Origin of the sequence: Streptacidiphilus sp. EB129, from assembly GCF_041262645.1 — a bacterium.
Classification (GTDB): domain Bacteria; phylum Actinomycetota; class Actinomycetes; order Streptomycetales; family Streptomycetaceae; genus Streptacidiphilus.
The window spans coordinates 143,184-154,619 of sequence record NZ_JBGCCS010000015.1 but is presented as its reverse complement, the minus strand read 5'-3'; the positions used below and the strand labels follow the sequence as shown (position 1 = coordinate 154,619).

The 11,436-nt window shown below is 71.6% G+C and carries 11 protein-coding genes and 1 tRNA gene; 6 read left to right on the top strand and 6 right to left on the bottom strand.

Features of this window, described 5'->3' with window-relative positions; translation table 11 throughout:
- Window positions 1-100 precede the first annotated feature (100 nt).
- The 3 genes from ABH925_RS20085 (at window position 101) to ABH925_RS20075 (ending at window position 1,852) form a co-directional block, all read left to right on the top strand.
- Complete coding sequence (locus ABH925_RS20085) at window positions 101-829, top strand: VIT family protein (protein ID WP_370149757.1); 729 nt, start codon at window positions 101-103, stop codon at window positions 827-829.
- 266 nt (window positions 830-1,095) lie between these two features.
- On the top strand, window positions 1,096-1,653 hold the full coding sequence (gene ssuE / locus ABH925_RS20080; RefSeq protein WP_370149754.1) for an NADPH-dependent FMN reductase: 558 nt from the start codon (window positions 1,096-1,098) through the stop codon (window positions 1,651-1,653).
- Between the two features lie 125 nt (window positions 1,654-1,778).
- Window positions 1,779-1,852 (top strand) — tRNA-Asp (locus tag ABH925_RS20075).
- 388 nt (window positions 1,853-2,240) lie between these two features.
- On the opposite strand, the gene bldC is transcribed toward ABH925_RS20075, so the two are convergent.
- Together bldC and ABH925_RS20065 are read right to left on the bottom strand one after the other, a co-directional pair.
- The gene (gene bldC, locus ABH925_RS20070) at window positions 2,241-2,447 is read right to left on the bottom strand and encodes a developmental transcriptional regulator BldC (protein WP_003949541.1); all 207 of its coding nucleotides are present in this window, start codon (window positions 2,445-2,447) and stop codon (window positions 2,241-2,243) included.
- 570 nt (window positions 2,448-3,017) lie between these two features.
- Window positions 3,018-4,004 carry a hypothetical protein gene (locus ABH925_RS20065; RefSeq protein WP_370149751.1) on the bottom strand — a complete coding sequence of 329 codons (987 nt, stop codon included), beginning with the start codon at window positions 4,002-4,004 and terminating at the stop codon, window positions 3,018-3,020.
- A gap of 180 nt (window positions 4,005-4,184) precedes the next feature.
- Here ABH925_RS20065 and ABH925_RS20060 point away from each other — a divergent pair, with 180 nt between their 5' ends.
- Complete coding sequence (locus ABH925_RS20060) at window positions 4,185-5,327, top strand: Glu/Leu/Phe/Val dehydrogenase dimerization domain-containing protein (RefSeq protein ID WP_370149750.1); 1,143 nt, start codon at window positions 4,185-4,187, stop codon at window positions 5,325-5,327.
- A gap of 414 nt (window positions 5,328-5,741) precedes the next feature.
- On the top strand, window positions 5,742-5,993 hold the full coding sequence (locus tag ABH925_RS20055; protein WP_370149749.1) for a DUF3073 domain-containing protein: 252 nt from the start codon (window positions 5,742-5,744) through the stop codon (window positions 5,991-5,993).
- Between the two features lie 268 nt (window positions 5,994-6,261).
- Here ABH925_RS20055 and purM read toward each other — a convergent pair whose 3' ends face one another.
- The 3 genes from purM to ABH925_RS20040 form a co-directional block, all read right to left on the bottom strand.
- Window positions 6,262-7,344, bottom strand: coding sequence for a phosphoribosylformylglycinamidine cyclo-ligase (gene purM, locus ABH925_RS20050; RefSeq protein WP_370149747.1), 1,083 nt, complete (start codon window positions 7,342-7,344; stop codon window positions 6,262-6,264).
- A gap of 74 nt (window positions 7,345-7,418) precedes the next feature.
- The gene (gene purF / locus ABH925_RS20045) at window positions 7,419-9,005 is read right to left on the bottom strand and encodes an amidophosphoribosyltransferase (protein WP_370149745.1); all 1,587 of its coding nucleotides are present in this window, start codon (window positions 9,003-9,005) and stop codon (window positions 7,419-7,421) included.
- Between the two features lie 111 nt (window positions 9,006-9,116).
- Window positions 9,117-9,968: a sterol carrier family protein gene (locus ABH925_RS20040; RefSeq protein ID WP_370149743.1), complete on the bottom strand. Its 852-nt coding sequence runs from the start codon at window positions 9,966-9,968 to the stop codon at window positions 9,117-9,119.
- 216 nt (window positions 9,969-10,184) lie between these two features.
- On the opposite strand from ABH925_RS20040, the gene ABH925_RS20035 reads away from it, so the two are divergent.
- The gene (locus tag ABH925_RS20035) at window positions 10,185-10,817 is read left to right on the top strand and encodes a uridine kinase (RefSeq protein ID WP_370149741.1); all 633 of its coding nucleotides are present in this window, start codon (window positions 10,185-10,187) and stop codon (window positions 10,815-10,817) included.
- A 24-nt stretch (window positions 10,818-10,841) separates the two neighbouring features.
- Here the strand turns inward: ABH925_RS20035 and mscL are convergent, their stop codons facing one another.
- Window positions 10,842-11,270: a large conductance mechanosensitive channel protein MscL gene (gene mscL / locus ABH925_RS20030; protein ID WP_370149817.1), complete on the bottom strand. Its 429-nt coding sequence runs from the start codon at window positions 11,268-11,270 to the stop codon at window positions 10,842-10,844.
- Window positions 11,271-11,436: the final 166 nt, after the last annotated feature.

Below are 11,436 nucleotides of genomic sequence, written 5' to 3'. Positions count from 1 at the left end.
AAGGCTGGGCGTTGAGGGTTCGGAGCCGGGAGTTGACGGCGCTGAGGCCGGTTGCCGTGTCGGCGGAACGGCATGGCGGCTCCCGGGGGAGACTCCAGGGGTGACCAGTGACCCGAGCAGCGCACAGAACGAGCACGGCGAGCCGCACCACGACGACCTCGGCAGCAGGCTGAACTGGCTCCGGGCCGGGGTGCTCGGGGCCAACGACGGCGTGGTGTCCACAGCCGGGCTGGTGGTCGGCGTGGCCGGGGCGACCAGTTCCTCCAGCGCGCTGCTCACCGCCGGGCTGGCCGGGCTGCTGGCAGGCTCGCTGTCGATGGCCGCCGGCGAGTACGTCTCGGTCAGCACCCAGCGGGACTCCGAGCGGGCCGCGTTGGACCTGGAGCGCCGCGAGCTGCGGTACACCCCCGACGCCGAACTGGACGAACTCGCCGGCCTCTACGAGCAGAAGGGGCTGAGCCCCGAACTCGCCAGGGAGGTGGCCGAGGCGCTGACCGCCCACGACGCGCTGGCCGCCCACGCCGAGACGGAACTGGGCATCGACCCCGAGGATCTCACCAACCCCTGGCACGCCGCCGGGGCGAGCTTCGTCGCCTTCACCGTCGGCGCGCTGCTGCCGTTGCTGGCGATGGTGCTGCCGCCGGCCTCGGTGCGGCTGTGGATCACCGTGCTGGCCGTGCTGGGGGCGCTGATGCTGTGCGGCTGGATCAGCGCACGGCTGGGCCGCGCGCCGCTGCGCCCGGCGATACTGCGGAACGTCGCAGGCGGCGCCGTCGCCATGGCGGTCACCTACGTCGCGGGGTCGCTGCTGGGCGCGGCCGGCGGCTAGCGTCGGCCCACCGAGGGATCCTTGACCCCCGGGAAGCCTCCGTGCTTCACTCGCCGCATGCTCCAGCGGTGGGTTCTCACGCGTCGACGTCACGTCGACCTTCTTCGCGTGTCCGCCACCAGCTGTCCGGTTCACCTCTGAGCGTGTCGGTTCCGCTCCTCCCGGCCCCGCGCTGACCCGTGTCAGCCGCGCACCCCGGTGCCTGTCCCGGCCCGGGTGCGTTCCGCCTGCCTGCCCGGCTCCGGGCTTTCCCACTGAGGTGATCCATGTCCTTCGTCCTGTCCGTCTCCGGCAGTCCCTCCCGCACCTCGCGCACCGCGCGGCTGCTGCGCCACGTCGACGCCCGGCTGACCGCCCGCGGGCACGAGGTCGTCCACCTGTCGGTGCGCGAGCTGCCGCCGGCCGCTCTGCTCGCCGCGGACACCTCGCACCCCGAGATCAGCGCCGCGGTGGCACTGGTCGAGCGGGCCGACGCCCTGGTGATCGGCACCCCGGTGTTCAAGGCCGCATACTCGGGGCTGCTCAAGACCTACCTCGACCTGCTCCCGCAGTACGCCCTGGAGGGCAAGTCCGCCCTCCCACTGGCCACCGGCGGCTCCACCGCGCACGTCCTGGCGATCGACTACGCGCTGCGTCCGGTCCTGCAGTCGCTGGGCGCGGCGCATGTCGCGCAGGGCTACTTCGTGCTGGACCGGCTGATAGCGGTCCGCGAGGACGGCGGCACCGTCCTGGACGCCGAGGCCGACCGCGGACTGGCGCGGACCGTGGACCGCTTCGCCGAGGCGATCGACCGGACCACGCAGCCGCTCGCCGCCTCGGCCTGACCCCCTGTCCGACGCGCCCTCGGCCCCTCCCGAACGCCCGCCTCCGCCCGTCCTCTGACCAGGCACACAGCGGTTCGACCTCGACCCCCAGGATGGAGTACAGTCATGGAGTCGCAAGACAACCTGGCCTCGTGGAGCAGTTGGTTAGCTCGCCACCCTGTCAAGGTGGAGGTCGCGGGTTCAAGTCCCGTCGAGGTCGCCTGACGATCAGCCCGGATCCTTCTGGATCCGGGCTGATCTGCGTTCCGCCCGCCTGCGAGGGCTCCGGAGTGCCCTTCACCCCTCTGAGACGCCCGTCACGGCCGCCGCGCAGGGCTCCGCGGTGACCCTACGCCATGTGACACGGCTCACTTACATTTCCTTGAGACCTGCTCATGTTGACCCCCCTGCGAGGGGTGGCAATTTAATATGTAAAATTGCACACTCTCAACGGGGTCACCACAACACGAAACCGCACCGAACCCGGCGGAGTTCGGTGCGGCTCGTGGTGTTGCTTCAAAGATCCCTGAGAGTTCCCCCACCGGCTACGTGCCGATCAACAGTGCCCGTCGCTTGGACATGTCGCCGCAGAAAGCGGAGGAAATGATTCAGGCCTCGCTGCGCTGCTGTGGAATGCCCGCGAGCAGGGCGCGAACCTCTGCTTCACGGTAACGACGGTGCCCACCAAGCGTCCGGATCGACGTGAGCTTGCCGGCCTTGGCCCAGCGTGTGACCGTCTTGGGGTCAACGCGGAACATGGTGGCGACCTCAGCCGGCGTCAGCAGCGGTTCGGCGTCAGGGGTACGAGCGGTCATGTGAGCGGCCTCCTCGGGAGAACCAAACCAGCGCGGTTCTTTCCTTCAAATTCTGCACCTTGGTCTGCGATGCCCGAAATGGCGCATGCCGACCAAGTCGGTAATAGGACGAACGGCTTGTCCTCGGCACTACAACTACACCATCCGTCCAGCCCCAACGGCCAAACCGTAGGAATTGACCCCTGCGGGCTCAAGCTCGGCGGATAGCTATGGACCATGCCATAACGGACAGTCACGCGAACGTGACCATGGGTCATGACGGACCAGGCCCCCTCCGCGTCCCCCACGAAGTCTCTCGATTCTCCACAGATCCCCGCAGATGCGGGCACAACGACCTATGGTGAGGCTGGTTGTCCTATTTTGACACCCTGAGTGTGCTTCGCGTCAACGGTGAGGCACGTCACGTTCGTGGGGTATTGACCCGTTCCGGGACCTTGGTCCCATGTGGGCGGGAGATAAGCCCTCGTGGGACTTATGAGGGAAGGATGCCATGCGCCACTGACACTGGTCTGGGCCAGTAGTGACGTGATCCGTCGTGGCGGAACCCCGCCACCCGGTTCCGACGGGCCGTCAGTTGGCGTACTGGAGTTCCTGGACCCGGCGCCAGCGCTCCGTCATCGAGCGGTAGGAACGGCCCGCCCGGACCGGGTCGCCCTCGCGCAGCGCGGCGATGCCCTCGGCGACCTCCTCGGCCGAGCGGTCCTCGGCAAGGCCCGCGGCGGGGATCGCGTGCACCAGCCCGCCGTAGTCCAGCTCCACCAGCGAGCGCGGGTGGAACTCCTCCAGCCAGCGCCCGACCTCCTCGACCCCGGAGACCATCGGGCCGTCGTCCAGGCTCTCCCGCAGCACCCGGTAGCCCCGGGCCAGACGTCGCCGGGCCTGCGCCATCGGCGTCCGGTAGCGAAGCACCGGCGCGGTCATCCGCCGCACGCCCCCCGACTGCTCCCCCGCGACGTCGGAGGCCGCGACCCCCGACGCCGAGGCTGAGCCCGACCCGGACCCGCCCGGCTCCTGCACCGGTTCGCCGGGCCCGGGCGGGTCCGCCGGTCCGGCCGGGGCGTACTCCCGCTCCTCCGCGCCGAAGAGCAGGAACCAGCGCATCGGCACGTTCCAGGTGCTGGTCAGGATCCACGGCCGGCCGTCGGGGTTCTGCACCCGCCAGCGGTCCCAGTCCGCCTCCGCCTGGGCCCGCACCACCGGCGGCACCACCGCGTCCAGCAGCGGCGGCGGAAGCAGCTGAGGCAGCTCCTCCAGGGCCAGCCAGCTGCGCAGCCGGGTACGCCAGGGACAGAGATAGGTGACGCCGTCCGCCTGGTGCACGAAGGCCTCCCGGCTCTCGCGCTCGGGGACCGCCATCGGCGGCACCGCGATGAGGTCGGCGAGCCGGCTCCTGCCCTCCTCCAGCGCGGTGGCCGGATCGATCCCACCGGGCCCTGACCGCTCTGCGGCATAGGTCTGCCAGTACGAGCGCTCCGGCTCCTGGAAGGCCGCCAGCGGCTCGTACACACGCAGATAGGCGGCGTAGGGAGGCAGCACCGAGGTCCGCAGCGTAGGCACGCTGGAATCGTCGCACGGCGGCGGCCTCCAGCGGCCCGGAAGCCGGTGCTCCGCACCGTCCCGGCCGGGGATCACACTAGTGATGAACCTGCTTTCAACGGCCCCCGAGCGGGTCCTAGGCTTCTCCGTACAACGTCCGCACCACAGCAGCGGACGCGATTCGACAATGGAGTCACCACCGTGACCGATGTCAGCGAGCGTTCCGGCGTCCTGCGCCGGATTTTCTCCTCGGAGTCCGATTCGGCCCCCGGCGACAGCCACGAGCAGGTCGTCCTGTGCCACGACCGCGACAGCGGCCTCAAGGCCGTCATCGCGATCCACTCGACCGCGCTGGGCCCCGCCCTCGGCGGCACCCGCTTCCACCCGTACGCCTCCGAGGAGGAGGCCGTGCAGGACGCGCTGAACCTGGCGCGCGGCATGTCCTACAAGAACGCCCTGGCCGGGCTCGACCTCGGCGGCGGCAAGGCCGTGATCATCGGCGACCCGGCGACCGTCAAGACCGAGGCGCTGCTGCGCGCGTACGGCCGCTTCGTGCAGTCCCTCGGCGGGCGCTACGTGACCGCCTGCGACGTCGGCACCTACGTCGCGGACATGGACGTCATCGCCCGCGAGTGCGACTACGTCACCGGCCGCTCGCCCGAGCACGGCGGCGCCGGGGACTCCTCGGTGCTGACCGCCTTCGGCGTGTTCCAGGCCATGCGCGCGTCCGCCCAGCACCGCTGGGGCGCCCCGACGCTGGCGGGCCGCCGGGTCGGCGTGGCCGGCATCGGCAAGGTCGGCCACTACCTGGTCCAGCACCTGGTGGAGGAGGGCGCGCAGGTCGTCGTCACCGACGTCCGCGAGGAGGCCGTCAACCGGGTCCGCGCCGCTCACCCGACCGTGGAGGTGGTGGCCGACGCCGAGGCGCTGATCCGCGCGAACCTCGACGTGTACGCCCCCTGCGCGCTCGGTGGCGCCCTCGACGACAGCACCGTGCCCGCGCTCAGCGCGGCCATCGTCTGCGGCGCCGCCAACAACCAGCTGGCCCACCCCGGCGTCGAGAAGGACCTGGCCGACCGGGGCATCCTCTACGCCCCCGACTACCTGGTGAACGCCGGTGGCGTGATCCAGGTCGCGGACGAGATCGAGGGCTTCGTCTTCGAGCGGGCCAAGGCCAAGGCCGCGAAGATCTTCGACACCACCCTGGAGATCTTCGCCCGGGCCGAGGCCGACGGCGTGCCCCCGGCGGTCGCCGCGGACCGGCTCGCCGAGCGCCGGATGGCGGACGTCGGCCGGCTCCGCTCGATCCTGCTCCCCGGTGCCCGGCGCGAGCGCCGCGGCTGAGACAGGAGCCCGGCGGCCGCACCCGCGCGACACCCACGAGAGGGGTGCGGCCGCCGCTGCCGCCGAAGGCGGCCCCGTCCCGTCCCCTGATGAAGAACCGCGTTCTCACCTGACGGGCCCGTCCGGGTGATACCCGGTACCCGAAGGGGGGATAATCGTGTCGGAGCGGCCCCTTCCGGCGCTCCGGGACGAGTACCGCAAAAGCCACCCAATGCCCCTATGACCTGCATCGATATGGTCACAGGTAGGGTCGTGGTGCGGCACGTCGCACGGGCGGCGTACCGTACGGCGCTGTAAGCAGGTACCGTTATTGCTCTAAGGACCGACCCTCTCACTCCGGCGAGGGGTCGTTTCTCATCATGAACGCGTGTCAAGACTCGGGGCCATGAGCCCCGTCGTTGAGGGGGTCGAGCCATGGGGCGCGGCCGGGCCAAGGCCAAGCAGACAAAGGTCGCCCGCCAGCTGAAGTACGGCGACGTGGGTTTCGACCCGTCACGTCTGGCCAACGAGCTGGGCGCATCGTCACCGAGGGGACCGGTCAATCCGGAACCCGTCGAGGACGACGAGGACGACGACGATCCGTACGCCTCGTACGCGCAGTTGTACAACGGCGAGGACGACGAGGAAGAGGACGAGGCTGCGGGCCCCGCCCGTAAACACGCCTGACCTCTTTCAGCCAGCCGAAGCGCCGATCCGGGACCGACCGGGTCGGCCATTCGGCGTTTGCGCCCGCCGCAGGCGCAAGCACGCAGCGCCCGCCGCAGGCGCAAGGACGCAGCCGCCCGACGCAGGCGAAAGCAGGCAGCCCCGCCGCGGGGCAGGCGCACAGGCGCAGCCACCGCCGCAGGCGGCAGGATGCGGGCCCTCGCGCAGGCGGAAAGACAGGGGGCCGGGCGGCCGGGTGGAACCCCGCCACCCGGCCCCGCAGCGTCCGCTACGCGTACGTCCCGTACAGGGCCGCGCCACCGGCGGACCACTCGCCGCCGCGCTCGACGATGTCGCCCAGCAGCCAGGCCTCGACGTCGCGGTCCGCCAGAACTGCCAGCACGGTGTCGACCGACTCCGGCGGGACCACGGCGACCATGCCGATGCCCATGTTCAGGGTCTTCTCGATCTCCAGCGTCTCCATCCGGCCGACCTGCGCCACCGTCTGGAACACCGGCATCGGGGTCCAGGTGCCGCGGTCCAGGCGGGCGTGCAGGCCCTCCGGGATGACCCGGGCCAGGTTGGCCGCCAGGCCGCCGCCGGTGACGTGGGAGAAGGCGTGGATCTCGGTGGAGCGGGCCAGCGCCAGGCAGTCCAGCGAGTAGATCCTGGTGGGCTCCAGCAGTTCCTCGCCGAGGGTCCGGCCGAACTCCTCGACCTGCCGGTCCAGCGACCAGCCGGCCTGGTTCAGCAGCACGTGCCGGACCAGGGAGTAGCCGTTGGAGTGCAGACCGGACGCGGCCATGGCGATGACCACGTCACCGGCCCTGACCCGGTCGGCGCCCAGCAGCGCGTCGGCCTCGACCACGCCGGTGCCGGCGCCCGCCACGTCGTACTCGTCCGGGCCGAGCAGGCCCGGGTGCTCCGCCGTCTCACCGCCGACCAGCGCGCAGCCGGCCAGCACGCAGCCCTCGGCGATGCCCTTGACGATCTGCGCGACCCGCTCCGGGTGGACCTTGCCGACGCAGATGTAGTCGGTCATGAACAGCGGCTCGGCGCCGCAGACCACCAGGTCGTCCACGACCATGCCGACCAGGTCGTGGCCGATGGTGTCGTGCTTGTCCATGGCGGCGGCCAGGGCCACCTTGGTGCCCACGCCGTCGGTCGCGGAGGCCAGCAGCGGGCGCTGGTAGCGCTTGAGCGCACTGGCGTCGAAGAGCCCGGCGAAGCCGCCCAGGCCGCCGACCACCTCGGGCCGGGTGGCCTTGCCGACCCACTGCTTCATCAGCTCGACCGCGAGGTCGCCCGCCTCGATGGAGACGCCCGCGGCGGCGTAGGTGGCACCGGCGGTGGCCTGGGACTGGTCGCTCACGAGAACGGCCCTTTCAACGGTTGGTGGTGCTCAGGGACGGCGCCGGGACGCCTCGGGGACGTCCCACGGACGCCTCAGGGACGGCGCAGCGCGTCCGAAGCGCCGATGCCGCCGAGCAGCGACTGCACGCCGTCGGCGTCGCTGCGGTTCTTGCCGGCGTTGCTGCGTACCGCCGGGGCCTGGCCGGCCGAGGCGATCTCCGCCTCCAGCAGGTGCTTGCCCAGCAGCTGCGGGTCGGGCAGCTCCATCGGGTACTCGCCGTCGAAGCAGGCCCGGCAGAGCCGGTCCTTGGGCTGGTCGGTGGCCTCGACCATGCCTTCGAGGGAGATGAAGGAGAGCGAGTCCGCGCCCAGCGAGGCGCCGATCTCCTCCACCGTGAGGCCGTTCGCTATCAACTCGGCCCGGGTGGCGAAGTCGATGCCGAAGAAGCAGGGCCACTTGATCGGCGGCGAGGAGATCCGGATGTGCACCTCGGCGGCGCCCGCCTCGCGCAGCATCCGCACCAGCGCGCGCTGGGTGTTGCCGCGGACGATGGAGTCGTCCACCACCACGAGGCGCTTGCCGCGGATGACGTCCTTCAGCGGGTTCAGCTTCAGCCGGATGCCGAGCTGACGGATGGTCTGGTTGGGCTGGATGAAGGTGCGCCCGACATAGGCGTTCTTCACCAGGCCGGAGCCGTAGGGGATGCCGCTGGCCTCGGCGTAGCCGATGGCGGCCGGGGTGCCGGACTCCGGGGTCGCTATCACCAGGTCGGCGTCGGCCGGAGCCTCCTTGGCCAGCCGGCGGCCCATCTCGACCCGGGACAGGTGCACGTTCCGGCCGGCGATGGTGGTGTCCGGGCGGGCCAGGTAGACGTACTCGAAGACGCAGCCCTTGGGCTTGGCCTCGGCGAAGCGCGAGGTGCGCAGACCGTTCTCGTCCACCGCGATCAGCTCGCCGGGCTCGACCTCGCGGATGAACGAGGCGCCGACGATGTCCAGCGCGGCGGTCTCCGAGGCGACCACCCAGCCGCGCTCCAGCCGGCCCAGCACCAGCGGGCGGATGCCCTGCGGGTCGCGGGCCGCGTACAGGGTCTGCTCGTCCATGAAGACCAGCGAGAACGCACCCTTGACCTTCGGCAGCACCTGCCGGGCGGTCTCCTCGATCGACAGGTCCGGGTAGCCGGCCAGCAGCGCGGTGACCAGGTCGGTGTCGTTGGTGACGGCGGACCGGCCGGAGCGGGAGACATGCTGCTCGCCCGGAAGCCCGGCGACCATCTCCGCCAGCTCGGCGGTGTTCACCAGGTTGCCGTTGTGGCCGAGCGCGAGCGAACCCTGCGCCGTGGCCCGGAAGGTGGGCTGGGCGTTCTCCCACACCGAGGATCCGGTCGTGGAGTACCGGGCATGGCCGACGGCGATATGGCCGAGCAGCGAGCCCAGGGAGGTCTCGTCGAACACCTGGGACACGAGCCCCATGTCCTTGTAGACCAGGATCTGCGAACCGTTGCTCACTGCGATTCCCGCGGACTCCTGTCCGCGGTGCTGCAGGGCATACAGCCCGAAATAGGTGAGTTTGGCGACCTCTTCGCCGGGAGCCCAGACTCCGAAGACTCCGCAGGCATCCTGCGGGCCCTTCTCGCCGGGAAGGAGGTCATGGCTGAGTCGTCCGTCACCGCGTGGCACATCTTGAGTCTAGGGCAGCGCGACCACACCAGCCGAACGGGGGATTCGGGGGCAACCCGCCGCAGGTCACCCGGCAGATCGCGGACGCGCGTAGATCGCGGCGGAGACGGCTCAGCCCATCACGGGGAGTAGCGAGGAGAGATCACTGCGCTCTCCGCCGGCCGTGAGTTCCGCCACGTCCAGGGCCTCGCTCCAGGTGCGGCGCCCGGTCGCGAGCCGGATCCAGGGCAGCGGCGCGGTCTCCACCACGTTCGGCGGCGTCCCCCGGGTGTGCCGGGGACCGGCCACGCACTGCACCACGGCGAACGGGGGGATGCGCAGCTCGACCGAGCCGCCGGGGGCGCGCGCGGCCAGCGCGTCGGCGAGCAGCCTGGTGGTCGCGGCCAGCGCCTGCCGGTCGTGCGGGAAGGCGTCCGGGACGGGGTACCGGGTGGGGAGCGCGGCGGCCAGGTCGTCCGCGTGCACCACCGTCTCCACGACGCGGGTCACCAGGTAGTCGCTGAGCAGCATCGGGCCGAAGCGCATCGCGATCCGCAGCAGCGGGGCATGGTCCTCTGCCAGCGTCCGCAGCAGCGCGTCGACGGGCCGGTCGAAGGTCCGCGCCAGTTCCTCGGGCGTTCCGGTGAACTCCGCCTCGGCATGCTCGCGCACCCCGGCCGCGATGGTCGGCGCGGCGGTGCGGGTGAGGCCCACCCAGTCGGTCAGCGCCAGCGGCTCGCCGTCCGGGACCGGGTCGCCGAGGTACTTGGGCACCCAGTCGATCACGATCGCGAGATGCGCGATCAGGTCCCTGACCCGCCACTCGCCCAGCCGGGTGGGCGCGGCCAGCAGTTCCTCCGCGTCGGGCAGCGCGCACAGCTCGTGGACGGCGCCGCGCAGCGCCTCGACCTGTCCGGCGAGCGCGGCCCGGGTCCGCAGCGGGTCGTAGGTGCGGGCGCGCGTGGTTCTGGCGGCTGGCGACATGTCAGAAACCCTAGATCCTCGGGCCGCTCCCCGGTAGCGGGCTTCGAGCCCGGCTCGGCGGCTGCGATCACCGGGGCGCTGGGTAGGGTCGGTGTGTCGGCCGCAGGGGCTGTGCCGGCTCCGCCGGCCACCGTGGCCGCGTTGGGTTCCCAGCCCCCGCTCTGACCGCGTTGCCCGCACCGGCCGCCTCGGCCGCGTCGATCCGGAGGAGCAGCTGTGCAGGTCCGACCGCTCAGCCCGGAGGCGCTCGCGGAGCACCTGGCGGAACGGATCGCGGCGCTGCCGCCGGGAGCGGGCGGACGGCTCCGGGTGGCGGTGGACGGCGCACCGGCGGCCGGGACCGCCGGTCTCGCCGACGCGGCGGCGGATCGGCTGCGACTGCTCGGCCGCCCGGTGCTGCGGCTGAGCGCCGGCGACTTCCTGCGCCCGGCCTCACTGCGGTACGAGTACGGGCACGAGGACCCCGACTCCTACTACGACGGCTGGCTGGACACCAACGCCCTGTTCCGCGAGGTCTTCGACCCGCTGGAACCGGGCGGCAGCGGGCGGGTACTGCCCTCGCTGTGGGACCCGCGCGCCGACCGGGCGACCCGGGCCGCGCCGGTGCCCCTGCCACCGGGCGGGGTGCTGCTGCTGGACGGACCGCTGCTGCTGGGCCGGTGGCTGCCGCTGGACCTCTCGGTCCACCTGCGGCTGAGCCCCGCCGCGCTGGCCCGCCGGACGCCGGCCGAGGACCGGTGGACCCTGCCCGCCTTCGCCCGCTACGAGCAGGAGGCCCGGCCGGCCGAGACCGCCGACCTGGTGGTGCGGGCCGATGACCAGCGCCGTCCGGCCCTGGTCATCGGCTGAGCGCCGTTCGGAACTGCGGGTCCGTCAGTACTGCTGCTGTCCGTGCTGCTGGTAGCTGACGACCTCGACCGTGCAGAAGGAGCAGCGGCGGGCGGCGACCGGGATGGCGCTGAGGCACTCCGGGCACTCGTGCGTGGCCGCCGCCTTCACGGGGGTGAAGCGGGCGTGCAGCTTGTTCACCGGCAGCACCACGCAGTAGTAGACGACAGCGGCTATCAGCACAAAGCTGATCAGCGCGCTCACGGCCGCACCATAGGGGAACGTCACCCCGGAGACGTTCCACGAGGCGGACTCGAAGTCCCCGCTCTTGTGAGTGATCAGACCCACGATGGGGGTCAGGAACGCCTTGACGAATCCGTTCACCACGGCGGTGAACGCGGCGCCGATGACGATGCCGACCGCCAGGTCGACGACGTTTCCGCGCAGCAGGAAACTGCGGAAGCCCTTCACGATGTGCTCTCCCTACAACTGTTCGGCGCCTGGGGGATGGCGCGGGCTCACCCTTTCAGGCGAGCGGCCGAACAGGCGAACGCCGCAGCTCGCGGGCCACGCGCACGAACGCCGCCGGGGGCGCAGGGCTGAGCCCCGCGCCCCCGGCGGGCGGGTCTGTCGCCGATCG

Excerpts from the sequence above, each read along its gene's own strand:
- ssuE (WP_370149754.1), top strand. The coding sequence starts at position 1,096 with ATGTCCTTCGTCCTGTCCGTCTCCGGCAGTCCCTCCCGCACCTCGCGC.
- bldC (WP_003949541.1), bottom strand. The coding sequence starts at position 2,447 with ATGACCGCTCGTACCCCTGACGCCGAACCGCTGCTGACGCCGGCTGAG.
- ABH925_RS20055 (WP_370149749.1), top strand. The coding sequence starts at position 5,742 with ATGGGGCGCGGCCGGGCCAAGGCCAAGCAGACAAAGGTCGCCCGCCAG.
- ABH925_RS20040 (WP_370149743.1), bottom strand. The coding sequence starts at position 9,968 with ATGTCGCCAGCCGCCAGAACCACGCGCGCCCGCACCTACGACCCGCTG.